The sequence below is a fragment of the Paenibacillus polygoni genome, assembly GCF_030263935.1.
Lineage (GTDB): Bacteria > Bacillota > Bacilli > Paenibacillales > Paenibacillaceae > Paenibacillus > Paenibacillus polygoni.
This window is the reverse complement of sequence record NZ_CP127162.1, coordinates 3,069,124-3,091,500: the sequence shown is the minus strand read 5'-3', so window position 1 is coordinate 3,091,500 and position 22,377 is coordinate 3,069,124. Positions and strand designations below refer to the sequence as shown.

Annotated in this window: 26 protein-coding genes; 20 read left to right on the top strand and 6 right to left on the bottom strand. The window is 40.7% G+C overall.

What is annotated here, in order from left to right:
• Positions 1-64 precede the first annotated feature (64 nt).
• Entirely contained in the window at positions 65-991 is a 927-nt protein-coding gene (locus tag QPK24_RS14810; RefSeq protein WP_285742364.1) for an AEC family transporter, read from the top strand.
• A 152-nt stretch (positions 992-1,143) separates the two neighbouring features.
• Positions 1,144-2,001 (top strand): chemotaxis protein, encoded by an 858-nt coding sequence (locus QPK24_RS14805; RefSeq protein ID WP_285742361.1) that lies wholly within the window; start codon positions 1,144-1,146, stop codon positions 1,999-2,001.
• 86 nt (positions 2,002-2,087) lie between these two features.
• On the opposite strand, the gene QPK24_RS14800 is transcribed toward QPK24_RS14805, so the two are convergent.
• On the bottom strand, positions 2,088-3,398 hold the full coding sequence (locus QPK24_RS14800) for an MFS transporter (protein ID WP_285742360.1): 1,311 nt from the start codon (positions 3,396-3,398) through the stop codon (positions 2,088-2,090).
• Positions 3,399-3,471: 73 nt separating this feature from the next.
• Between QPK24_RS14800 and QPK24_RS14795 the strand changes: the two genes are divergently transcribed.
• From QPK24_RS14795 to QPK24_RS14765, 7 genes are all read left to right on the top strand, one after another.
• Complete coding sequence (locus tag QPK24_RS14795; protein ID WP_285742358.1) at positions 3,472-4,398, top strand: S66 peptidase family protein; 927 nt, start codon at positions 3,472-3,474, stop codon at positions 4,396-4,398.
• A gap of 159 nt (positions 4,399-4,557) precedes the next feature.
• Positions 4,558-5,604, top strand: a complete 1,047-nt coding sequence (locus QPK24_RS14790; protein ID WP_285742356.1) for a DUF1835 domain-containing protein — start codon at positions 4,558-4,560, stop codon at positions 5,602-5,604.
• Between the two features lie 23 nt (positions 5,605-5,627).
• A complete protein-coding gene (locus QPK24_RS14785; RefSeq protein WP_285742353.1) occupies positions 5,628-6,482 on the top strand; it encodes a DUF1835 domain-containing protein in 855 nt (284 codons plus the stop codon).
• A 357-nt stretch (positions 6,483-6,839) separates the two neighbouring features.
• The gene (locus QPK24_RS14780) at positions 6,840-7,250 is read left to right on the top strand and encodes a GntR family transcriptional regulator (RefSeq protein WP_285742350.1); all 411 of its coding nucleotides are present in this window, start codon (positions 6,840-6,842) and stop codon (positions 7,248-7,250) included.
• Positions 7,251-7,255: 5 nt separating this feature from the next.
• Positions 7,256-8,359 carry a DUF1648 domain-containing protein gene (locus QPK24_RS14775; RefSeq protein ID WP_285742348.1) on the top strand — a complete coding sequence of 368 codons (1,104 nt, stop codon included), beginning with the start codon at positions 7,256-7,258 and terminating at the stop codon, positions 8,357-8,359.
• Between the two features lie 281 nt (positions 8,360-8,640).
• Positions 8,641-9,024: a hypothetical protein gene (locus QPK24_RS14770; protein WP_285742346.1), complete on the top strand. Its 384-nt coding sequence runs from the start codon at positions 8,641-8,643 to the stop codon at positions 9,022-9,024.
• Entirely contained in the window at positions 9,024-10,007 is a 984-nt protein-coding gene (locus QPK24_RS14765) for a 3-oxoacyl-[acyl-carrier-protein] synthase III C-terminal domain-containing protein (RefSeq protein ID WP_285742344.1), read from the top strand. The genes QPK24_RS14770 and QPK24_RS14765 overlap by 1 nt, the downstream gene beginning before the upstream one ends.
• A 156-nt stretch (positions 10,008-10,163) precedes the next feature.
• On the opposite strand, the gene QPK24_RS14760 is transcribed toward QPK24_RS14765, so the two are convergent.
• Entirely contained in the window at positions 10,164-10,625 is a 462-nt protein-coding gene (locus tag QPK24_RS14760) for a DUF6843 domain-containing protein (protein WP_285742342.1), read from the bottom strand.
• Between the two features lie 113 nt (positions 10,626-10,738).
• Positions 10,739-11,518 (bottom strand): sporulation protein, encoded by a 780-nt coding sequence (locus QPK24_RS14755; protein WP_285742340.1) that lies wholly within the window; start codon positions 11,516-11,518, stop codon positions 10,739-10,741.
• A gap of 263 nt (positions 11,519-11,781) precedes the next feature.
• Here QPK24_RS14755 and QPK24_RS14750 point away from each other — a divergent pair, with 263 nt between their 5' ends.
• Both QPK24_RS14750 and bshB2 read left to right on the top strand, forming a co-directional pair.
• A complete protein-coding gene (locus tag QPK24_RS14750) occupies positions 11,782-12,126 on the top strand; it encodes a YojF family protein (protein WP_160031801.1) in 345 nt (114 codons plus the stop codon).
• A gap of 15 nt (positions 12,127-12,141) precedes the next feature.
• Positions 12,142-12,798, top strand: a complete 657-nt coding sequence (gene bshB2, locus QPK24_RS14745; RefSeq protein ID WP_160031800.1) for a bacillithiol biosynthesis deacetylase BshB2 — start codon at positions 12,142-12,144, stop codon at positions 12,796-12,798.
• A 103-nt stretch (positions 12,799-12,901) separates the two neighbouring features.
• On the opposite strand, the gene hflX is transcribed toward bshB2, so the two are convergent.
• On the bottom strand, positions 12,902-14,182 hold the full coding sequence (gene hflX, locus QPK24_RS14740) for a GTPase HflX (RefSeq protein WP_285742337.1): 1,281 nt from the start codon (positions 14,180-14,182) through the stop codon (positions 12,902-12,904).
• 534 nt (positions 14,183-14,716) lie between these two features.
• On the opposite strand from hflX, the gene QPK24_RS14735 reads away from it, so the two are divergent.
• The 4 genes from QPK24_RS14735 (at position 14,717) to QPK24_RS14720 (ending at position 17,332) form a co-directional block, all read left to right on the top strand.
• Positions 14,717-15,064 carry a hypothetical protein gene (locus QPK24_RS14735; protein ID WP_285742335.1) on the top strand — a complete coding sequence of 116 codons (348 nt, stop codon included), beginning with the start codon at positions 14,717-14,719 and terminating at the stop codon, positions 15,062-15,064.
• Positions 15,065-15,301: 237 nt separating this feature from the next.
• On the top strand, positions 15,302-15,880 hold the full coding sequence (locus QPK24_RS14730; protein WP_160031797.1) for an SLOG family protein: 579 nt from the start codon (positions 15,302-15,304) through the stop codon (positions 15,878-15,880).
• Positions 15,881-15,980: 100 nt separating this feature from the next.
• Positions 15,981-16,313, top strand: a complete 333-nt coding sequence (locus tag QPK24_RS14725; RefSeq protein ID WP_285742332.1) for an antibiotic biosynthesis monooxygenase family protein — start codon at positions 15,981-15,983, stop codon at positions 16,311-16,313.
• Positions 16,314-16,642: 329 nt separating this feature from the next.
• Positions 16,643-17,332 (top strand): N-acetylmuramoyl-L-alanine amidase family protein, encoded by a 690-nt coding sequence (locus QPK24_RS14720; RefSeq protein WP_285749337.1) that lies wholly within the window; start codon positions 16,643-16,645, stop codon positions 17,330-17,332.
• Between the two features lie 259 nt (positions 17,333-17,591).
• On the opposite strand, the gene QPK24_RS14715 is transcribed toward QPK24_RS14720, so the two are convergent.
• A complete protein-coding gene (locus QPK24_RS14715) occupies positions 17,592-17,726 on the bottom strand; it encodes a hypothetical protein (RefSeq protein ID WP_285742330.1) in 135 nt (44 codons plus the stop codon).
• Between the two features lie 122 nt (positions 17,727-17,848).
• On the opposite strand from QPK24_RS14715, the gene QPK24_RS14710 reads away from it, so the two are divergent.
• The 4 genes from QPK24_RS14710 (at position 17,849) to QPK24_RS14695 (ending at position 21,128) form a co-directional block, all read left to right on the top strand.
• Positions 17,849-18,199 carry a carbon-nitrogen hydrolase family protein gene (locus tag QPK24_RS14710; protein WP_285742328.1) on the top strand — a complete coding sequence of 117 codons (351 nt, stop codon included), beginning with the start codon at positions 17,849-17,851 and terminating at the stop codon, positions 18,197-18,199.
• 305 nt (positions 18,200-18,504) lie between these two features.
• Positions 18,505-18,915 (top strand): cupredoxin domain-containing protein, encoded by a 411-nt coding sequence (locus QPK24_RS14705; protein WP_285742326.1) that lies wholly within the window; start codon positions 18,505-18,507, stop codon positions 18,913-18,915.
• A gap of 418 nt (positions 18,916-19,333) precedes the next feature.
• Positions 19,334-20,227 (top strand): ribokinase, encoded by an 894-nt coding sequence (gene rbsK / locus QPK24_RS14700; protein WP_285742324.1) that lies wholly within the window; start codon positions 19,334-19,336, stop codon positions 20,225-20,227.
• Between the two features lie 160 nt (positions 20,228-20,387).
• Positions 20,388-21,128, top strand: a complete 741-nt coding sequence (locus tag QPK24_RS14695; RefSeq protein WP_285742322.1) for a glycerophosphodiester phosphodiesterase — start codon at positions 20,388-20,390, stop codon at positions 21,126-21,128.
• 139 nt (positions 21,129-21,267) lie between these two features.
• On the opposite strand, the gene QPK24_RS14690 is transcribed toward QPK24_RS14695, so the two are convergent.
• Positions 21,268-21,441, bottom strand: a complete 174-nt coding sequence (locus QPK24_RS14690; protein WP_285742321.1) for a hypothetical protein — start codon at positions 21,439-21,441, stop codon at positions 21,268-21,270.
• A 200-nt stretch (positions 21,442-21,641) separates the two neighbouring features.
• Here QPK24_RS14690 and QPK24_RS14685 point away from each other — a divergent pair, with 200 nt between their 5' ends.
• On the top strand, positions 21,642-22,319 hold the full coding sequence (locus QPK24_RS14685) for a DUF1796 family putative cysteine peptidase (RefSeq protein WP_285742320.1): 678 nt from the start codon (positions 21,642-21,644) through the stop codon (positions 22,317-22,319).
• Positions 22,320-22,377 lie beyond the last annotated feature (58 nt).

Here is a 22,377-nt window from a genome sequence, read left to right as displayed (position 1 = left end):
TATTTTTACTATTACCCTTACTTTTCCCATTCTTAGTTTTTTTCATCTGGAGGTTTATGCAGTTATGAATTTGTTCTTTTCCATCCTGCTTAATAACGTAATCCCTCTATTTTTAGTCATGACGATTGGATTCATTGTCCAGCGAACCAGAGGACTCGATATTAAGACACTATCGAATATCAATTTCTATATTTTATCACCTGCCGTTGTTTTTAATCTCCTATACTCAACGGATATTTCGATGTCATTGTTTGGACAAGTGATGGGCTTTTTTGTTCTGTTTATGCTCATGCAATATATCCTTTGTTCTCTTGTTATTAAACTCCTCAGACTCGAAGGCGGTATGCCGGCGGCGATGAGGAACAGCGTATTGTTTGCCAATAGTGCTAACTATGGACTCCCTATTAATGAGCTTGCTTTTTCGGGTAATCCTTTAACACTCGGAGTTCAGGTGATTATCTTGATGCTGCAGTCGTTTTTACCCAATACCTATGGAATCTACAGCGTGAACGCACACCAGGTGAATAGAAAAAGAATCTGGCGAACCATTGCCGGCCAACCTGTTATTTATGCGATCCCACTCGCATTTTTACTCCGTTTACTCGGTGTTGAGCTCCCAAGTACGATTCAAATCCCGCTTAATTATTTGTATGCTGCCTTTATCGGGATGGCCCTTCTAACACTTGGTGTGCAGCTGGGAGCTATGAAATGGACGTTTGCGAAAAAGGGGAGTCTGAGCGTAGCCATCTCGGTCGCCATGAGACTTATTGGGGGCCCGCTATTAGCAGCACTCACAGTGCTGCTTCTTGGTATCGATGGGCTGGTTGCAAAAGCGCTTATCGTATCATCCTCTGTACCGACGTCGCTCAGCAGCATGATTCTGGCTGTTCAGTTCGACAATGAACCAGAATTTTCATCTCAGACGGTCTTTTTTTCGACACTTCTGAGTACGCTGACAGTAACAGGGACGATTGCACTTTTAAACATCTAAATGAGATTGAAAAATAAGGACTTGAGACATTTACCTTATTTATCCATATTGTATATAATCGAGAGGAACCGGATATACCCAGTACATCTGCTATGCTATTAAGTCATTAATCTTATCTTTGTGAGTGTAAAGATGGGAAGGAGTGAAGCCAGATGCAAAAGATTGGGGTTATTGTTATTCACGGTCTTGGCCTTCAGAAGAAGGAGTTCGCGCTCAAGTTCATGAAAAAACTAGATAAGGCGTTTGCTGGTATGATGAATGCTCCTTCCTCCAATCCATATATTGATATTGAACCTGTGTTTTGGGGAGATGTTTTTGGTGAAGATGAGGAAAGGATCTATCGTGATTTGGTTCTGAATAAAAAACTGCGATACAAAAAACTTAGAAGATATTTAGTGTATTATCTAGCCGATGCTGTTGCTTACCAGCCCGTAGATACGAACGGACAGAATTATGACGCGGTCCATCAATCCATAAGCAATGCACTCCACTCTTTGTCCAAGCGTATAGGTAAAACTGCCCCCCTCTTTGTTGTCTCCCATAGTTTAGGTACGGTGATTGCTAGTAATTTTTTCTACGATCTGCAGTTTACTTCAAGGCATTTTCCTGGAATTATAGATATCACTTCTCCGCTGGAGCGGGGAGAAACACTGACTCATTTTTATTCACTTGGAACAACACTGCCTCTCTGGAGCCTGCGTTATCGTGACTTTAGTAAACCGATCCGTGTTCCTTCATTAGAAGGGGAAGAATTATATCCTGGTCTTGAGGGAGAGTGGGTTAACTTTTACGACAAAGATGATATTTTGGGTTATCCCCTCCGTGAGATTGATCCCGCTTATGAGAAGGCTGTTAAAGCCGATGTGAGTATTAATGTTGGAAACTTACTCACTTCTTGGAATCCATTCTGTCACACGAGTTATATGAAAGATAAAAAAGTCGTGAATCATATTGCTGATCGGCTGGCAGTCGCCTATCGTTACATGAATACTGAATTTCCTCAGCGATAAATGATAAAAGAAAAAGCAATGACAAGGCTCCTCGAAAGGTAGAAGTCCTGGCCATTGCTTTTTATATACTGGTGTTTTCGTTTATTTTATTCAGCCGCACCTTGGTTTAACGAAGCCTTATACGGTATCGATTTACGCTTATCACGCAACATAAGATAGAAGAAAGCAGAAGCGCTCACATAGAGGAGACCTGTAATCGTGAAAGTAATAGCATATCCTTGATAGCTGCCAAAAGTAGTCACAAGATAAGATTGAACAGGTCCCATCGTAGCCCATCCGATCATAAAAGCGGTCTGCATGAGAGAATTAGCAATCCCTCTCCTTTTTTCAGACACGTGATCAATTAATAGAGAAGAAAAGATAGGATTTGCTGCATTCATTAAAGCTTGTCTAAACAGGAAACTCACGGACGCCATAACAAGCGAATAGGTGTATCCTGTGAATAATAGAAACGGAAGAGAGAGAATTTGGAATATAACGACTGCTTTAACGGGTCCGACTTTGTTTGCGAGCGAAGGACCAATCATCATCGATACGATGGTCATGATTTGCCCAAGCGAGATCAGGATACTCATCAGACTAAGGCTGATATTGAATCTGTCGGTAAAGTAAAGGTTTAAGTAAGGGACGACAAGACCTGAACCTGTTCCGATTAACAGTTGAGTAAAGAAAAACAGACGGATGAATTTCCAATCAGAAGCAGAAGATTTTTGATTATGTATTTCTTTTTTTGGTGCTGAGTCAAGATCAAGCTGTTTAGGAAGTAGGGCAGGCTGCTTATTATGTATAGCGGATTCTCTAACAAAAAATAACGGTAACGTGCCAAGAACAGTAGCCATTCCGCCAATAAGAAGTACATACTGCAAGCTTAATATACTGCTCATTCCTGCTGATTTCAGTACATCCGCGAGAATGCCTCCGCCAAGACTTCCGATGACTTGTGCTGCAAGGACAAGCGAGGCATGAATACTGAACAATCTTAGTCTGTTGTCTTTCGTTACATTGGCTGCAAGGAAAGGAATAGCTAGAACTTGAAAGAAGGAAGCAAATATACCAGAAGAAGCAGCAAGAAAGAGGATACTGGAATCACCCTCCACAAAAGAGCGTCCCATAAATGTCATTCCACTAAACAACGCCCCCATAATGAGGATCGGTTTGCGGCTCATCTTGTCTCCCAACAGCCCGATGGGAATAAACAGGAGTGCAGTAGCAATAGACTGAATACTAATGACCCTGCCGTTCATCGAGACATCAAACCCCAGATCTTGAATGTACAAATTATAGAGAACGGAAAACATCCCGCCACCCATCTGATAAAGAATATTAGCAAGGAAAAAAAGCTGGATATTACGAGGCCAGCTTGTAATCTCTGCTTTGATATTGCGCATAAGTGTCATGTAGAATCCTCCTGTCTTTTCTATTAAGAACTGGAAGAGAAGGAAAGTCAAGGCTTACGAAAGGGTGAGGAATATGGATATCATCTATCCAGCGAGACTTAATCCTGGAGATCTGATAGGAATTACCGCACTAGCCAGTTATGCAGATCCAGTAGAAATGCTAAGGAGTACAGAATATTTTACACAAATGGGTCTAAGAGTGGAGATCGGTCAAAGCCTATTTCGTGAGTATGGTTACTTAGCAGGGACGGATGAAGAAAGGGCTAGAGAATTAAACGATATGTTTCAGAATCCAGAGATCAAGGCCATTATATGTGCCCGCGGGGGGTACGGGACAGCCCGAATTGCGGATTTGCTTGATTATGATTGTATTAAGCGCAACCCGAAAATTTTCTGGGGGTTCAGTGACATCACTTTTTTACATCAAGCGATATATAAGAATACGGGGCTCATTACTTTTCATGGTCCGATGCTGTCATCCTTAAACAATCGTTCGCTGCATCCTCTTACCCTAGCAGGATTTCAGCAGCTGTTCTCGCCTATAGTGATGGGGTATACGGAAGAGATTTCTACACTGACTTCCATTGTGGAGGGGACAGCAAGCGGTGCCGTTGTGGGCGGGAACTTATCACTCATCGTATCGAGTCTCGGTACACCTTATGAAATGGATACGCGGAACAAACTTCTGCTCATCGAAGAGATTAGGGAAGAACCTTACCGAATAGACCGAATGCTGAGACAATTACTGCAAGCTGGAAAACTGACGGAGGCTTCAGGCATTATTGTAGGGAATTTTCATGCGTGTGTGCCAAATACGGATCAATCATCATTTACTTGTGAGGAAGTCATAGATCACTACTTGAAAAAAGCAAATCGGCCTGCGCTGGCAGGTTTTGATATTGGACATTGTTCCCCAAATATTGCAATTCCACTGGGTCTCGAAGCAGAACTCTCTACAGAAAAGAAAACGCTCCTATGGAAGAGGGCAGCTGTAATTTGATTAAATCCAGGCTTTTTTGCTCATGAAGAAGGAAAAAGAAGCATCTATAGCATATCTATAATAGATAATAACGTAATGCCTGTTAGAGATTTACTTAGATCTCTGTACGAAAAGGGGGAGAGTAGAGTTAAGGATCAATTTGCAAGAGAGGTTGGATTAATGAAGCCCTATGAACTAGAGGAGTTTGTAGGGTATGTATTGCAAGCGTGTAAAACAGAGCAAGAAGAAGATGGAACTCACGGTATGATGCTTGCTGAGAAAATAACTAGTGAGTGGAGTGACGCGCTTGTAAAGTCGCAGGTTCGTTCTTTCTCAGAAGCAGGGGCTTCAAAGTATATTCATATGGCCCCGAGCTCATCAGCTGAAGGTTTGCTCAAAGTTTCTTTATCAAAAGCAGGGGGGCCACGGAACTATGTGGTGTTTAGTATAGAAGATAATCTCGCGATTGGACCTCTCTCGGATCTCATGGGACGTCAAGAGGAAATGAAAAGAATGATGTGGCTAACAAACGAGCTGGGTCACGAGTATTTTCTTTTCCACCGCCATAATTATATTTCTTCCATTCAGCCTGTTCTGGAGCAAATTCCTGCGGATAAAGTAATTGTGATCTGGATTGGAAATACGGCTCATGAGCAGATTTTTCTAAGACTCATGCTCTATATCCTGCGAGACGTACAGGCAGAAGTAAGAGTAATCAATGCGGTAGATTCGTTTCATATGGTAGAAAGCGGAAATGGGAAAGGAAAGAGTTCTGCAGAAGGAGAAGAACTCCCGCTCGTGGCATTCGGACAGTTGGACACCACTAACGTAGTACCACTTATTCTTGATGAGCGTCCTTATTTGCTATCAGATGAAGAGAAAAAAGAATATGCTAGAGAATGGCTTTATCTTTCAAGAAGAGAAGAGAACCTTCGGATCTGGCGGCAGGGCGAATTTCAGTTTCTCCCTATCGATGCTTATGATGAACGAATCATGAGTGTAATTAATGAGATTTATAACAGTATAGAGACTATCGATGAAGACGACAAGAAAGGGGACTACATTAAAGCAGGATATATTGCAGGAATCTTTATGAAACGTAATCCTGAACTCATGGATGATAGGTTCTTTGAATACCGAATAAGGGAACTCATTGGTAAGAGAAGACTCGATTTTATAGGAGCACCTACTGCTCTCTATCGCTTTTATATCAAACCGACAAAATGAATTGAAAAAGAGGTGGACAGCCCTTGACCAATCAGCATGTACATATCATGTTCGGGATGGAAGAACAAGGAATATTGAAAGCGGCTCTTCACAAGGCAGAGATAAGGCATAACCATAAAGTGATTTCATTTAATGACTGGTTTGCTTTTGGACCGCTAAAGCAGCTTCATCTTGAAGAGGGAGAGAAGACACGGACTCGCTGGCTATCCGCTCGGTTATCTAATTATGAGCCATTATATACCTACAACCCAGAACATCAAACGGGAAGAGTGGTAGAGACGATTCAATCCTTGTCAGAGGATACGAATGTAACTCTATGGCATGGAAATCATGCACACGATCAAATCGGTGTTAGGTTTGTACTTTCGCTCCTTAGGGATCGGAAAATGAATATGAAGCTTGTGAATCCAATCCAGAAGGATTCTAACATGGTAGGTAATGTTCATACGAATCCCGTAAATTTGTCACAACTGAAAGCTTCGGAGTATATTCCGTTTCTACATAAAATGGATGAATTCAACTTACTTACACAAGAAGAAATAGATGAATTTGTATTAGACTGGGAGCAGATTTCAAACGATCCTGCCCTTTTTCGGATATGGGAGAATGATCATGTAAAATTATGTGCAGAGGATGCACTGGATCAAGATCTGCGGAATGTAATCATAGAGCAGTCTTCTTTATATCCAGATCAGTATGTACCTGCTTCTAAAGTAGTAAGTGAAGTCGTAAGAAAAAGAGAAGGTTACTCACTTCGCAAAGATTTTTTAGAGTATCGCCTGCGTTCACTTATTCAAGAGAAACAGCTTCTTTTTAAAGGAGCCCCAGGTCAGCTTCATCGGTATCGTGTGAAATGGGAAATGGAGGATGTAATTTAACGCTCACGTTTGAATACACTTGTATTGGTGTAAGCTTCATTTAATGAGGTGATAATGACTTAATGGAATGCAGGACAGGTTGTTGTGCTTGTTGTATCGTGAGCTCCATTCCTTCTTCCATCCTCGGGATGAGATGGTAGCTGGCGAAATCTTACCTATATAAAAAATAAAAAGCGCTGGAAGCCGTTAGGCTGATCCGGCGTTTTTTTGTTGTGCGAAAAGAGATAACATCATCAATTCTCTCACAACTTGAATCATTGTTTGTTTATTTACAAATATATTGTGTATCTGTTATACTACAAATATAACAGATACACAAATTAGATACATCATGAGAAATGGAGGTGCGAATCATTCATGATCATTGAACTTGATATGCAATCAGATATACCGATCTATACACAGCTGACGAATCAGATTATCGAAGGAATCGCCAGCGGCAGTCTAAAGCCGGGGGAAGCGTTACCTTCCGTACGGAGCCTGGCATCAGATATCGGCATTAATCTGCATACCGTAAATAAAGCTTATCAGCTTCTCAAGCAAGAGGATTACATCCATATTCATCGCCAGAAAGGGGTCGTTGTGAATCCAAACGGTATGCCTGAGGTCAATCAGGAATTCAGTGATAAACAAAATGCACAGATTAGACCACTGATTGCTGAGGCAATTTTAAGAGGGGTTAGCCTAACGGAAATGAAGGAAATGCTAGAGCGAATATACCGAGAGATTGAGCCGCCTACGAATAAAGCAGATCATAAAAAGGAGTGATAGGCATGCCTGAAATTTATTTTGTCCTTCTGATTACGTTGTTTTTACCGATGGTCGTTCTTACCTCATTCATTCCTTACTTTACAAGACAGACCGAAAGTTTTGGGATTACGGTAAGTGAAGAAGTGTTCCACAGTGCGGATTTGAAAAGGATGCGTAAAAGGTATGCGGCTAGCAACTTTATAATCCAAGCTATTCTTGCGGTAATTGCCCTGGCAATGTCGGTTAGGAATTCGGATTCTGCTAACGTTTCGGCCATGTGGATTATGATCTATGTGCTCCTAAGTATTGTGACACAGTTTTTAACCATGATTTACTTTCATAAGACAATGAAGAAATATAAAGCGGAACGGTTAACGGATATGATCATGCCTCAAGTGAAGTTAACGATTGATATGAATTTCCGTAAGCAGAAACTGGTGATTTCTAAAAAGTGGTATTTGATTCATGCGGTTCTGATTATCGCCACTTTTATTTTCACACTGATGAATTACGATCTGTTTCCTGACAAAATTGTGACGCAATATGATTTCCAAGGAAATCCGACAACGATTAAAGACAAGTCGATCGGTACTGTATTTATGCCAGTTGTTATGCAGATCATGATGACCCTGCTGTTTATGTTCATTAATACGGTTATTTACCGTAGTAAACAACAGGTAGATACAGAGCACCCAGAAGCGTCTTTGGAGAAAAATCGGATCTTTCGGCTTCGGAATTCGGTCTTTAATTTATTTGCTTCCCTGATGATTATTTTGCTGTTTAGCTTTATGCAGCTCCAAATGTTATATCCAGTAGATCCGGTCATATTAGCTGCTGTCTGCATTTCCGTCGTTGTTCTAATCTTAGTCGGTACAGGTATTTTATATGTCACGACAGGTCAGGGAGGAAGCAGAGTCAAATCGCCTGTGGCACCTTCTACCAAACCACCTCGTGATGATGATCAGAACTGGAAGCTCGGAATGTTTTATTTTAACCCTCAGGATCCTTCCTTGTTTGTAGAAAAGAGAATGGGGTATGGATGGACGATTAATCATGCAAGACCCTTGGCCTGGATTATTCTTGTTGGGATCATTGGGTCGGTCGTGCTTGTAAGTGTCTTATTATAAATAAGTTATTTTATGAGTGTTTCATTCGTCAAAAAATAGTAACTCTTCATAAATAGAAGGTAGTTTCAAATTCTGTAGACAAACTCGGTCGTGAACTGGGTTTGTCTACTTTTATATCAAAACTCATCGACATTAGATATAGAGTAACAATTTTATAGTAGATAACCGATATATACATAGGAAGAAAAGTCTAGTATGACTAGTCCGCTTTTTTAGAACTAGTCTGTTAAGTAAGCTTACAAGATGAAACTATACAGAATTTTTGGGAGGCAACACGAGAAATGAAAGAAGAAACAAAGTTTAACACACAAACAGTGAAAAATGTAATATGGAATGAAATGAATGGTTTTTATGAAGCAGAATCTACAAATCAACAAACGCTTGAGTTTGAGAAGCACCTAGATTCTATTCCTGTTCAAGATTATGCACTCGTCATTGATGCAACGAAATTAAAAACCTTCAAACCGGAAATTCTTCCAATCCTTGAATATGCATACGGCTTCTATCGCCGCTTTAAAACGGTAATCATTATTGAACCTGAATTTGTATCTGCGGGAATTCAGCTGAAGAGGATTGCTAAAAAAGTCCCGGATTGCAATGTCCAATTCTTGAAGACCGAAGACGAAGCTAAAATCCTTCTTAGACAAGAAGGGTGGAATATATAGTGGCTACTGTAAAGATAAAGAAAATATCGGTATACCATCCTGAGAAATCCTATTCCAATCAGGATCTAGTAGAGGGTATAGAAAATGGACATAAACTTGTGGGGGCCTGGGAAGCAGTAGGTAAAGAGCGTAGATATAAGGCGGATGAACATGAGAATACGCTCACTTTGGCTATAAAGGCAGCGCAAAAAGTGTTAGCAGAGTCAGGGATCGCGGGGAGCGATGTAGACATGATTGTCGTTTCTTCGGGTACTCATGAATATCAATTGCCAACGGATGCTGCTTTGGTCCATCAAGCGATTGAAGGGAAAAACAAATGTATCATCTATGATCAGAACACAAATTGTGTTGGTATGGTCGTAGCCTATGACCAAGTATGCAGAACTATGATAAGTAATCAGAAAATTAAGTATGCCCTGCTTATTGGATCGGAAACACTGGGACACTATTATCGCGACAGTGACTTCATCTACGAAGGGGTTGCTGGTGATGCTGCCTGCGCTGTAATTTTGGAAAGAGTAGAGGATGACAGTGTTGGGTTCATGGACTCTGAATACTTCACAGACTCATCGAACGCGATGGATCTTAAATTTCCTGCAGAAGGGCTAAAGAAAGCAGTACGTGATCAAGGTGACAATAAAGTTTTTGTAAAAGCAGATTATGGTGTCGAAGTTGCCTATCCAGAAGTGAAATCTATTATTTCGACACTGTTAGTGGATCACGAAATTAAAAGTGAAGATATATCAGGCTACTTTGTATCTCAGCTGAGTATCAGTGTAATAGAGAACATTGCGAAAGATCTTCAAGAAGATATGAAGAAATTTAAATACATAGGTAATCAGTACGGTTATACAGGGACGACAAGCCCCTTTATTGCATTACATCATGCGATAGAAGATGGGGATGTTACTACCGGTGATCACATTGTCATGTGGTCCGTTGGTGCAGGTGTAACGTCAGCAGCCGTTCTCTTGAAGCTATAACATGTAATACCAATAGAGATATCAGACGAGAATTGTTAATGGTAACACCCTTTTTTTCGCTTGCTAAACAGCACAGCTTATTAAATAGAGCAAGAGCAGTCGGTATGTAACCGCTGCTCTTGTTCTATTTAAAGCTGATATTTTTAAACACAAACATTACTTTGTTTGCTCCATTTCATCTTCAGGATAAACATCCTCATCATTCTTCATCAAACTCTTATCGCCTACAAAAAAGGATTCAACCGTAGGAAGAGTTTTAACCACCTGGTTCCCTTCTCCAATTTGGGCATTTCCCACATTTTGATTGTGGATTTCTTCTAAATAATCTATTTCCCTTACCTTATTACCTTTTGCGTCTACATAAAAATACTTATTAATCGAAGTACCATAGACCGCATCTTTGTTAGATACCTTTAGGATACCGTCTTTCCCAATGGGGAAAATAGATGTGCCCTCATCCTTCTTAATCTCTGGCTGCTTTGATTGGTCATATATAATATGGACCCACCCAACATAGCCTTCTGGAATAAGATAAAGTTTAGTTCCAGCTGATTTACTGCAACCTGCAGCGACTAGAGCAAAACAGATCACTACTAAAAAAAATGATCGTTTCTTCATATATTCACCCCGTACGGTTGTTAAAAATCGTAGAAAACTATCTGGTAGACAGTTCGCTTGTATCTCACTTCATAAAGAGCAGAGACTAGCTTTTTTAATAAACCGCATTTTTGTTAGAGGCGAGTCTGTTCTTCAATCACGCGTTCAATCTGTTCAGCGATGTGGGAAGCACCTTGAGCAATGTCAGCACGATCGAAATAAAGACGAATATGACGTTCATCCAAATCAAAAGCTTGTTCAAAAAATCCCATGAGGCCTCTTGCTTTTCTGTCCACCTCCACAAGCACATGGATACCTTCTTCATCCAGATTCATCATGAGTTCCAGCTCATGAACACGGCCAGCGAACCGGGAACTTGGATAATATTCGAACTCCTGTACGAAAGGAACTCCGCGGCCGAGCTTAGTAGCATGTTCACAAGTAGAGGATTTGAAATGGAAGCCTAAATACTCAACAGCTTCAAATACCGCATCCATATAAAAGTGAGGCTCTACTTTAATCTCATCATGATCTGTTGGATCAATGGCCATTTCAATATCAAGCCCTGTACTTAGCCATACAGGCTGTCCGTCATATGTAACAGGTGTCTCAAGCGGGAGCGGAAAACTAAAAGGAATCTCTAATTTTTCTCCACTGCGAAGAAGCAGTTGTTCCGAGACATCAAAGCAGGCTAGTGTATGTTTGTATTCCGATTTTCGATCATTTTGTTCTCTTATATAGCGTGTCATCAGCTGAATGTATATACGTTCAATTTCTTGATCCACGTGACCACCTTGTATGCGAACGACACCTTTCACCGTTTCACCGGGGACATAAGATACTTTCTCGAGTAAAGTGTCAATCTCAGCAGAACCGATGCCTACCTTTGCAAGCATTTTGTTAAAAAAGGACATAGATGATAAACCTCCTTATAGATATATATGGTTTAATCCTATTACGTATCAGATTACCCCTATGTTTCACCTATTGATACAGCTATATAATACCGATTGCACGGTTATGAAACTGAGCACTTCATAAATTGCGCAGAATGATTTTGTTTTCCTCGTTTTTTGAGATATACTGCTATATGTAGTATGCACCAAGATTTGATAGAAACCACCCATTATACCTAACAAGGTATGATAGATTCGTAGAAGTTACCGGAGGTATCATCATGCAGTTAATTAATAAGGCATTGGTACAAGAACAGCTGGACCAATATGCAAACGAAGACTTATATCTTCATATGGAACTTACAATGGGCGCTTATGCAGCCCATAATGATAGCTCGAAGCATCCAGCTTCGAACTTTATTAAGAATATACCCGTTCAATATTCAAAAGGTACGATTGAAGGAGATACTTACTATCGTGTAGGTTTAAAGATTAACGATGGATGGGTATACACGGAAGGTCTTACTCACTGGGAAGAAAATGAAGAAGGACGTGTACTGCTTGCAGGTCATGATGCAGAAGGACGCCTCATCGTATCTTTACTGCTTAGCAGAACACTGTTTTAGAAAGAGGGGTTCTTTATGGAACAAAAACGTATTCTAGTTGTATTACCGCATCCGGATGATGAATCATTTGGTATGTCAGGGACGCTTGCTAAATTGATTAATGAAGAAGGGGCAGTGGTTACCTATGCATGTCTCACACTCGGTGAGATGGCTCGTAATATGGGGAATCCGCCCGTTGCTAACCGGATTACACTGCCGGCGATTCGTAAGGAAGAACTCAAAGAATCTTGCCGTGCGATTGGCATCCAAGACTTAAGAATGCTTGGCTTCCATGATAAAACGATTGAATTTGAAGATCGTGATCTTTTGGATGGTACGATCTCAGCACTGATTGAGGAGCTGAATCCATCCATCATCTTTACGTTCTATCCGGGGTACAGCGTACACCCTGACCATGATGCGACAGGAGCTGCTGTGGTGCGTGTGGTTGAAGCGCTCGAAGAAGACAGACGCCCTGCCATTCAGTGCGTTGCTTTCTCAAATGGTCATAGAGAAGCACTCGGCGATCCGGATGTATCTTATGATATTCGGAATTTCAAACTGAATAAAGTGAAGTCTATTCAGGCACACAGCTCACAGTTCCGTATTTTGTCCGGGGATTCTCTCTTGAAAGATAAACAGTTCCAAAAACGCTTGGAGACGGAATATTTTTGGACTTATCCTGTAAAATAATAATTCAGTAAAGAAGGTATTCTTAACCTTTCTTTATTGTATGTCTAAGCATGTCAAAACCTCCTGCCGAGTTAAGGCAGGAGGTTTTTTGTAAGCTTACCTATCAGGAGGTAGGCGTATCAAGCAGGTGAGACCATTTCTGGATCATGGCCGGAGAAGCTTCAACAGTAAGTTTTGTACCGTCTTCCTCATAACGGGTTGATTTTACATACGCATGTTCATGCAGATAAGAGACAATTTGATCTTCACCATAAGGAATGGTGACCTCGACTTCTTTATAGTGGCCAAAGATAGCACCGCGGATCGCTTGCTCCATTTCCTCAAGACCGGCCCCCGTCTTGGCTGAAACGAGAACAGCAGGCTGCCGAAGATCTTTAGATTCAAGCGGAAGCATTCGAAGATCGGTTTTGTTATAGGCATAAATAACTGGGATTTCATCTGCTCCTAGCTCTCGAAGTGTTGTATTTGTAACCTCAATGAGCTGCTCCGCATCCGGATGAGCACTATCTACGACATGGATAAGCAGATCTGAATCCAGTACCTCTTCCAAGGTCGAACGGAAAGCTTTGACTAAATGATGGGGCAGCTTGCTGACAAATCCGACGGTATCGGTGAGAAGGAAACTTTTCCGATCGGCAAGTTCCAGCTTTCTAACGGATGTTTGTAAGGTAGCAAACAGCATATCTTTTGCAAAAACAGCCTTATCCTCGGATGCATGATGCTTCTGCAATAGAGCATTCATAAGACTAGATTTACCTGTGTTGGTGTATCCTACAAGGCTGACTACCGGAATTTCTCTTTTCTGCCGTCGTCTTCGTTGGGTTTTTCGCTGTGAGACAAGCAGCTCAAGTTCCCGGCTGAGTTCGGTAATCTTATCCTCTATACGGCGCTGAGACAGTTCAAGCTTTGTTTCACCAGAGCCTCTATTCTTAGTGCCAACACCGCCTCGCTGTCTGCCTGACGAAGAACGAATACCAGATAAACGGGGTAGGACATATTGTAGTCTGGCGAGTTCGACCTGCAGCTGAGATTCTCTTGATCTTGCACGTTCGGCAAATATATTTAATATGAGTGTCGTTCGATCAAGAACAGATGCCTCTAGTCTTTTCTCTAAATTGCGAACCTGGGAGGGAGAAAGTTCGTCGTTAAAAATAACAATATCCACCTCTAGTGTATCCAGGAGCCTGGCCAGTTCTTCAATTTTACCTGTACCTAGATATAAGGAAGGATGTACTCGATCCGCTTTTTGTGTAATGACAGCCTCCACGGATATATGACATGCGTCAGCCAGATTTGCGAGCTCCTCCATAGAATATTCAAAATCTTCTTGTCCCTTGCGCTCAAGACCCGCAATAATTGCTTTTTCTCTAATTATTTGTTCCATTTGGTTGTCCTCCTTAGGTTTGAATAGCAAAAAAACACAGGCGGACTGCTGCCTGTGTTACGCATGAGAACTCGGCGGACATAGAACAAGTAGGTTCAAAACGCGTCAAATTCTACAAAGCCATATTCTGACCAGATCGTAAAGTTATCCAGCCGCCAAAAAATATGGAGAGAAAAATCGCATTCCCATAAAGACCAGCCTGCGCTGAATGGCTGAATCCCCATAGAATAATTTTGAATACCCAAATAAATTAAATCGAATCCGAGTCCTCTGTCCGTACACAGTAGACAGAGTCTTTGCCTATTTAGTTAGCAGGGGCAAAAGAAAATCTCACTCGAATCCAATTCAAAATCATTCCGGTATCCCTCCGTTCCTAAAGTTAGGGTTATCTTAGCATAATAAAAACAAAGACAGCAAAATAAAGGATAGATATAATCATTTTTTACCTGATCAGCTTGTCCTTTTATTTTTGTAAGAAAGCCATCTTTTCCTTACCAGCCGCATACATATGTTCATAAAGGAGCGTGATAGGGAATGGAATTATTACTGCATCGTTATTTTGAATTAAAACAGCGAAAGAAAGCAATAGATGAAGAACTGTCTGTACTCCGGGATGAGATTATCCTCACGATGAAAGAAGAGGGTGTGAATTTCATTGATGCAGGAGACTTTACGGCCAAGCTCGTTGGCCAATCTAAAAAAGAATATGATGATGATAAACTATATAAAGCACTCCCGGATGCAGACGTATGGAAGCTGATTTCAAAAGCAGATCATGCCAAAATTGCTGCACTGCTAAAACTAAAAGTGATTTCAGAGGAAAGCATTGAGCATACGTATGATACGAAAAAGACGGAGCTTTTGATCGTAAATAAAATATAAGTGAATCAATTTCATAATACCTTTAGTTGCTTTAATCAGGGGTATATATAGATCAAAATGGTTTTGTTTGTCTATATATAATTACAAATACATCATTTTAATGAGTTATGAAATTGATTCAAGTATAAAGCCAAGGGCGAATCCATATAAGGACAAGGTAGAAGCGGCAAAGAAGCAGAAATGTGGTACGATAGGAACAACAAGAACAGTCAGAAAGCGGCAGGTGGCTTTATTTTTATGAAAAATTTATTAGTAACCGGATATCGGGCTCATGAGCTCGGTATTTTCAACCAAAAACATCCCGGCATTCCTTTTATCAAGCAGGCCCTTCGTTCCAAACTAGTCCCGCTGATTGAGGATGGAATTGAATGGGTCATTACACCCGGACAGATTGGGATTGATCTCTGGGCCTCTGAAGTTGTCATTGAATTAAAAAAAGAGTACCCACAGCTCAAATTATCCATTATTTCAGCCTTTGCTAATCCGGAAGAAAACTGGTCGGAGGATAAAAAAACATACTATGAAGAAATTAAACGCCATGTGGACTATTATGGTGTGGTGAGTAAACAGCCTTATATCGGTCCTTGGCAGTTTGCTGCGAGAGACGAGCTGTTATTTCGGAAAACAGATCATTTACTGCTTGTGTATGATGAAGAGAGCGGCCCGGGTAGTCCTAAATTTGTGAAGGAAAAAGCACTCAAAAAGCAGCAAGAAGATGGATATGGCATCACCATTATTCATTCTGAAGATATCCAAAACATGGCTGATGAGATGACCGGTTTCTATGAAGAAGGAGAAACAGACTGGGCGGAATAAATAGGCGTATGGTGAATTTAGCATCCATTCATTGACACTGATAATCATTATCGTTTAGTATGGTGATATAGGTAATGATAGTAGAGAGGGTGTTTAGATCATGTTGGTTCAACTTCGTAAAATTACGGTAAAAGAAGGTTTCAGCGAAAAGATTGTAGAACGTTTCGGCAAACCAGGCGGACCGATGTCCGAGATTCCAGGCTTTATTGATCGATCGGTGATGGTGAAGAAAAACCGTAAAAAAGGGGAAGAAACAGAAGAAGTAATCGTCATGATCCGCTGGGAATCAGAGGAAGCATGGAAGACTTGGGAAAAGAGCCCTGCTCACATAGAGGGTCATCGGAACAAGCGAAATCAGGAGAAACCAGACTATTTGCTAGATACTGAAGTATCCATGTATCTTGTGAAAACGCCTGAACAGGTGAAAGTGTAATCATCTTTCTACATAATCATGAGTAAGGCCATAGGCAACACGGGATATAGTATCTTCTCTATTATTAATATGTTATAATTTCCCATATGATATGCTATTGTTATGGGGTGAAAGAGTGCATATTTTATGGGAAAATATCTTAATTACGTTAATCCCGATTGTTTGTGTCATTGGATTTATTGTGTATGTATTGATACCGCCAAAAAGAAAATAAGAAGCAAATAAGAACTCTATCGATCTTCGGATTGATAGAGTTCTTATCGCTTCCTGAGTTTTTCGTCCAAGCAAGCAGTAGACCCCATCATATGATATAAGGGAGGTGAAAAATGATGGTTAAAATATTTATTGACCCTGGTCACGGAGGGTCTGATTCAGGGGCGCTGGGGTATGGTCTGAAAGAGAAAGACCTAACCCTTACGATTGCTACTCGAATTCGTTCAATACTGCTCGCAGAGTATAATGACGTATCGATTTTAATGAGCCGCATGAAGGATGAAACGGTGACTCTGACACAGCGTACCAATGCAGCGAATACGTGGGGAGCCGATTATTTTCTATCAATACACATTAATGCTGGCGGAGGTACTGGCTATGAGGATTTTGTATATCAGGGATCTAATACGCGTGCCGTAAACTACCAGACAAATATGCATAATGAAATTATGAAGTTAAATACACTTACTGATCGAGGGCAAAAGACGGCAAACTTTCATGTACTAAGGGAATCTCGTATGCCTGCCATCTTGACGGAGAATGGGTTTATCGATACCAACAGCGATGCAGCACTGCTTAAATCCGCTTCCCATCTCGATTTAGTTGCTCGCGGTCATGTGAATGGACTCGTTAAAAATTTTAATCTAACAAAAAAAGTGACTACAGTACAGCACACGGTCGTTAATGGAGATACAGTCTATGCTTTAAGTCTTCAATATGGGAGTACAGTACAGCAGATCAAGGAGTGGAATAAACTGGACAGCAGCTTTACCATTCATGCGGGTCAGGTTCTGCGAGTGAAGTAATGTTAAAGGTACTAGTAGCTGTTGGGCACGCTGTTGGCAAAGAGCCAAACAGGTGCTTTTTTTGATTATAGTTACATAGATAGGAATAATGGCGCATTATAGTATAATGTTAGAAAATGGAACTTTAGGAGGGAGACTGCTTGGCCGAAGCGCATCATCAGCGCATTTATTGTGTACATTGTAATGCGGAGATTGAATCAAGGTATGATCTCTTGGTGCACCTCTCTTTTTTTTCGTTATCTGCCTATCACACTTCCTGTTATGCTGAAGCTTCAAAAGGATGCCAATCTATTTTTATGACGGGCAGTCCAGTAAATGGTGCAGCATTTAGCTGGACTGCCGGTTTTGCCTTCCTTTTTGGAATGGTTCTCTTATTCATTCCGAAAGAAGACATAGGGGGTTCAAGCTCCTGGCTCCTGAATGTGGCCTTGTTACTTCTCCCGTTTGCGCGTTTCTGTTCCTGGTATATTTACGAGCGCCATCTTGATAAATAAAAGGTGGAGGAGGAATGGAGAGATGAAAATTCTAATCGGGCAGCCTAAGCTTGAAGATGATGTGAAGCAGCTGGAAGAAGCACTAAAGCAGTACCCAGAAGCAGAACTCGTCTTTTTTCCAGAAGGGTACTTAAATGATAATGTTGAACAAGCAAGGGAACTAGCCAAGGCTTATCAAGTCCTACTAATCACCGGTTATCGAAAAATGAATGAAAATCCCAAAGATCAGGTGATCATCATAGACAAGAGCGGACAAATATTGCTTGATCGTCCTAAATACACAGCGAAGAAAACCGTGAAAGCAAATGGGTGTAATCTTGGCGTCATCCTCTGTGATGAGCTTGATTCCTATAACCTACCTGATTGCTGCTGACGGAGAATTGATCAAAGCCACCCAGCACAAAACGGGGAATGAACTTGTCTCCATCATGAATAACAATCCTATTTTTTATTGAATCAATAAGAGTAAAGTCCGCCCATTAACTGATCAGTTAGCGGGCTATTTTTCATGTACAGGAATGAAGCTGAAAGTGAGCGTCACAGAATAGTAAGATTTTATTGAACAAAATAGGTGTAAAGTAGCTCTAAAGGGTCATATCAGTTATAGAATCACTGCTTTATCATTATAATGAGTATGGAACATCATGAATATTGTTTTTCGAGAGGAACGGATTGATTATGAATAAAAAATTACCGAAATGGTGGCCTTTTGCCGCTATTGGGTTGGTCGCTGTAATCATCTTGGCAGGGGCTTTGTTTATGTTTAGCGGGAAGGAAATTATGCCGTCTGCTGGAGGGAGCGGGCAGGCAGAAGAACTCGAAGGATATGAAGTGATTACCATTCAGGTTAAATCAGACGGTTTCTATCCAGATCAGATTGAGGTAAAACAAGGAGTACCAACCAAAATTAATTTTAGAAAAGATACCTCCCTCACCTGCATTACGGATGTGGTGTCCAAAGATTTGGATATGCTAAAATATTTGGAGAAAGGTGATAACTACTACACCGTCGATACCACACTTGATCCAGGTTCTTATTCTTTTAATTGCGGAATGTATATGTATTACGGAAACATTACAGTAATCTGACACAAAGTGACCTTATCTCATAAATCAGAAAAGAATAGATAAAAGGACTGTTGCCTGATAGGTACAGTCCTTTTATCATATAATAGAGTAGCTCATGCTCATCTGAATCAATTTCATAACTCATTAAAATGATGAATTTGTAACTATATATAGACAAACAAAATCATTTTGATCTATATATACCCCTGATTAAAGCAACTAAAGGTATTATGAAATTGATTCATCTATGTATTATTTTTCGTATTAACCAAATCACAAAGACAAGAGCTGCAATGAGCAAAATGAGTCCAGATATACCTATATTAATCATAATTGTAACCACCCCTTATCGTAATATATAGTAAATAATACCATTCCATTAAATGTAAACATATAGGAAATGAAAAGTAAATCTCAATTAAAGGCGGGAATTCTAAACATGAGTACATATAAAAAGCCAAAAGTAACGGTCATCGGAAGTTCTTCTATGGATCTCGTAGTCACGTCAAGTAAACGTCCTGTCGCAGGTGAAACGGTTCTAGGTGAATCTTTTCAAGCGGTACCAGGAGGTAAAGGAGCGAATCAGGCTGTAGCTGCTGCGAGACTTGGAGCAGAGGTTTATATGATAGGACGTGTCGGTGATGACATGTATGGAGAAGCCATTTTGGACAATTTTAAGAAAAATCAAGTGAACGTTAACTATGTTCAGCCGGTAGCCGAGATGGAGAGCGGGACAGCCCATATCATCTTAGCTGAAGGGGATAACAGCATTATCGTTGTAAAAGCAGCGAATAATGAAGTGACCCCTGCTTATATCGATCAAGCCGCTGAAGTGATTCGGACCTCGGATATCGTACTTATTCAGCAGGAGATACCCGAAGAAACCGTAGAACATGTAGCGGAAATCTGTAAAGAATCAGGTGTATCCCTTGTCCTCAATCCGGCGCCAGCAAGGAAAATAAGTCCGCAACTCATTGAAGATGCTGCCTATATTACGCCAAATGAACATGAAGCACAGATGATGTTTGAGGGAGAGGATATAGGGGTTTCTTTACGTAAATACCCGAATAAACTAATCGTAACCGAAGGAAAGAAGGGAGTTCGTTATTATGATGGCGAACAAGAGGTAGTGGTCCCTGCTTTTATCGTGGAAGCGATAGATACAACAGGTGCAGGCGATACATTTAATGCGGCATTTGCAGTGGCGCTGGCAGAAGGAAAGTCAATAAAAGAAAGTATCTCTTTTGCTAATCTAGCAGCTTCTATATCGGTAACCAAATTCGGAGCGCAAGGTGGAATGCCGTTTCGTCATGAAGTGGAGGATCGGCAGTAGTATCCTGCAATGATAGTTTTTTGCTGAAATATTAAAATTTAATATAAATTTTACATGATACGGGTGATAGGGGAATAAGAGCATCGTATACTAAACTAGATTACAGACTAGAATACTTTGATATCTTATTCTTCTATCTTGTGAGGAAGGTGCTGATTGTATGAAAACACCGCTGATTATTGCCCATCGAGGGGCAAAAGGGGAAGCTCCAGAGAATACAATGGCTGCTTTTGAACTTGCTTTGCAGCAGGGCTGTGATGCCTTTGAACTTGATATTCATCTATCCAAAGATGGAGAAATCATGGTTATACATGATGACACTGTCCATCGTACGACGAATGGAAACGGGGTTGTAAAAGAGATGACTAGGGCAGAACTTCAGCAGCTGGATGCCGGATCGTGGTTTGATTCAGCTTATGAGGGAGAATCGATTCCTACACTGAGGGAAGTATTTGAGCTCGCTCCTCGTCATCTGATGATGAATGTTGAAATTAAGGGCGGAATTTCCGAAGGGGTGGAAGAAAAATTGGCTGCCCTCCTAGAAGAGTATGACCTCTATGATCATGTTGTCGTATCTTCTTTTCATTTTGACAGCCTCCGCACTTTGGAAAAATTGAATTCAAAAGTAAAAACGGGCCTATTATATGCTCAGAATTTTGCGCACCCTGAGTTATTACCGACTACTGCAGGAGTGAATGCTTTTTCTCTGCATCCGTATTACATTCATTTAGAAGAGACAGATTTTAGATCGGTACAAAAAGAAGGATTGCAGATGTATGCTTGGACGGTAAATGAAGAAAATGTGATGAACAAATTGATAGAAAAAGGAATCGATGGCATCATTACTGATTATCCTGGCCGATTAAAAAAAGTAATGGAAGCAAGGGGAGTTATCCGCTGAATACGTAAACTGCTGGCCGGTTATATAGAAAAAGAGAGAAATCTACTCATCCGTAGATTTCTCTCTTTTTTTTGGATTCGAAAGCGCAGAATAATTACGACGGTAAGTGGATGACAGCCACATATGCTGCGCTTCCTGATTATCGCTTTTCTTCTTCATCCTGTTCCTCATCCGTTGTCTCCTGTTCCTCTTCGGTAAGATTAGAAATCGTTATTGAATCTGAGTTTTTGGTCCAATCAATCTGTTCGAATATCGGATCCGGTTCAACAATAGAATCAAAACCGGCACCGCGGTCTGTTTTGTCATCAAGCATTTTATTTTCACCCTTTCCGTTTGGATAGTTTCACCCAAAATTTTCGTAATTATGTATCATTACCGCATGAGGATCAGAGTGAAACAGATATCTATAGGTGTATAAATTGTCATTATGATAAGAAAAGTCCAATGGCACAGGCACAGCGAGGTTTCCTGTAATCTAATAAGGTATACCCTGGCTGAAAGGAGGCGAAGTGAATGGAACTGCATGAATTAAAAGGCGGGTATGATGTCCTCTATAGTCTCGGCCATAACTGTCTTCCTGCAAGCCAGCTGAATCACAGTAAAATTCGGAACATAGCTGGAGTCATCGACTGGATGATGTCCCCTCATTTATCAGGAGTGAGTGCCCTGCTGCGCGATCGATTTCGTCATGTCATGCTATGGGATAATCTCAGGTATCATGGGGCAAGTTCGGATTCAGGCTGTTATGTTATCCGGGACGCTGCCTATGACCTGTACTCTGTTCATGATTTTCCAATGGAAGATAACGATCCGGGTATCCTTGAAAGCTATCCAGGCTTGAAGCAAAAACTAGACTACAGGGCCAACCGGTTTTTACAGCTTATGCAGAGCGGTAAACGAATCTTTTTTTTACGAACAGAAGCTACTTTACATGAAACGGAAGAGTTAGTACAAGTTCTAGATGACCTCGTGGCAGGTGAGTATAAATTACTGGTTGTGAATCACGCGCAGGTACCTTATATAGTTCAGATTGATTATCAACTGCCTAACGTTTGTACACTGCTCATCCCAGAGGTAGCAAATATATTTCAAGATAACCACACCTTATGGCGAACCATTCTGGAAGGAATTTATAATACCATGACCAACGAAGAAATAAATGCTTATCTATTGCAAAATTACAACACATGAAAAATTCACATTAATCAATAAAAGTTTCTAGTTCCTTTTGATATAAGCATGACTACTA

What these genes read in the sequence shown, in the direction of transcription:
- QPK24_RS14810 (WP_285742364.1), top strand. Translation starts at nt 65, where the DNA reads ATGAATTTGTTCTTTTCCATCCTGCTTAATAACGTAATCCCTCTATTT.
- QPK24_RS14805 (WP_285742361.1), top strand. Translation starts at nt 1,144, where the DNA reads ATGCAAAAGATTGGGGTTATTGTTATTCACGGTCTTGGCCTTCAGAAG.
- QPK24_RS14800 (WP_285742360.1), bottom strand. Translation starts at nt 3,398, where the DNA reads ATGACACTTATGCGCAATATCAAAGCAGAGATTACAAGCTGGCCTCGT.
- QPK24_RS14795 (WP_285742358.1), top strand. Translation starts at nt 3,472, where the DNA reads ATGGATATCATCTATCCAGCGAGACTTAATCCTGGAGATCTGATAGGA.
- QPK24_RS14790 (WP_285742356.1), top strand. Translation starts at nt 4,558, where the DNA reads ATGAAGCCCTATGAACTAGAGGAGTTTGTAGGGTATGTATTGCAAGCG.
- QPK24_RS14780 (WP_285742350.1), top strand. Translation starts at nt 6,840, where the DNA reads ATGATCATTGAACTTGATATGCAATCAGATATACCGATCTATACACAG.
- QPK24_RS14775 (WP_285742348.1), top strand. Translation starts at nt 7,256, where the DNA reads ATGCCTGAAATTTATTTTGTCCTTCTGATTACGTTGTTTTTACCGATG.
- QPK24_RS14770 (WP_285742346.1), top strand. Translation starts at nt 8,641, where the DNA reads ATGAAAGAAGAAACAAAGTTTAACACACAAACAGTGAAAAATGTAATA.
- QPK24_RS14760 (WP_285742342.1), bottom strand. Translation starts at nt 10,625, where the DNA reads ATGAAGAAACGATCATTTTTTTTAGTAGTGATCTGTTTTGCTCTAGTC.
- QPK24_RS14755 (WP_285742340.1), bottom strand. Translation starts at nt 11,518, where the DNA reads ATGTCCTTTTTTAACAAAATGCTTGCAAAGGTAGGCATCGGTTCTGCT.
- QPK24_RS14750 (WP_160031801.1), top strand. Translation starts at nt 11,782, where the DNA reads ATGCAGTTAATTAATAAGGCATTGGTACAAGAACAGCTGGACCAATAT.
- bshB2 (WP_160031800.1), top strand. Translation starts at nt 12,142, where the DNA reads ATGGAACAAAAACGTATTCTAGTTGTATTACCGCATCCGGATGATGAA.
- hflX (WP_285742337.1), bottom strand. Translation starts at nt 14,182, where the DNA reads ATGGAACAAATAATTAGAGAAAAAGCAATTATTGCGGGTCTTGAGCGC.
- QPK24_RS14735 (WP_285742335.1), top strand. Translation starts at nt 14,717, where the DNA reads ATGGAATTATTACTGCATCGTTATTTTGAATTAAAACAGCGAAAGAAA.
- QPK24_RS14730 (WP_160031797.1), top strand. Translation starts at nt 15,302, where the DNA reads ATGAAAAATTTATTAGTAACCGGATATCGGGCTCATGAGCTCGGTATT.
- QPK24_RS14725 (WP_285742332.1), top strand. Translation starts at nt 15,981, where the DNA reads ATGTTGGTTCAACTTCGTAAAATTACGGTAAAAGAAGGTTTCAGCGAA.
- QPK24_RS14720 (WP_285749337.1), top strand. Translation starts at nt 16,643, where the DNA reads ATGGTTAAAATATTTATTGACCCTGGTCACGGAGGGTCTGATTCAGGG.
- QPK24_RS14715 (WP_285742330.1), bottom strand. Translation starts at nt 17,726, where the DNA reads ATGTCTTCTTTCGGAATGAATAAGAGAACCATTCCAAAAAGGAAGGCA.
- QPK24_RS14710 (WP_285742328.1), top strand. Translation starts at nt 17,849, where the DNA reads ATGAAAATTCTAATCGGGCAGCCTAAGCTTGAAGATGATGTGAAGCAG.
- QPK24_RS14705 (WP_285742326.1), top strand. Translation starts at nt 18,505, where the DNA reads ATGAATAAAAAATTACCGAAATGGTGGCCTTTTGCCGCTATTGGGTTG.
- rbsK (WP_285742324.1), top strand. Translation starts at nt 19,334, where the DNA reads ATGAGTACATATAAAAAGCCAAAAGTAACGGTCATCGGAAGTTCTTCT.
- QPK24_RS14695 (WP_285742322.1), top strand. Translation starts at nt 20,388, where the DNA reads ATGAAAACACCGCTGATTATTGCCCATCGAGGGGCAAAAGGGGAAGCT.
- QPK24_RS14690 (WP_285742321.1), bottom strand. Translation starts at nt 21,441, where the DNA reads ATGCTTGATGACAAAACAGACCGCGGTGCCGGTTTTGATTCTATTGTT.
- QPK24_RS14685 (WP_285742320.1), top strand. Translation starts at nt 21,642, where the DNA reads ATGGAACTGCATGAATTAAAAGGCGGGTATGATGTCCTCTATAGTCTC.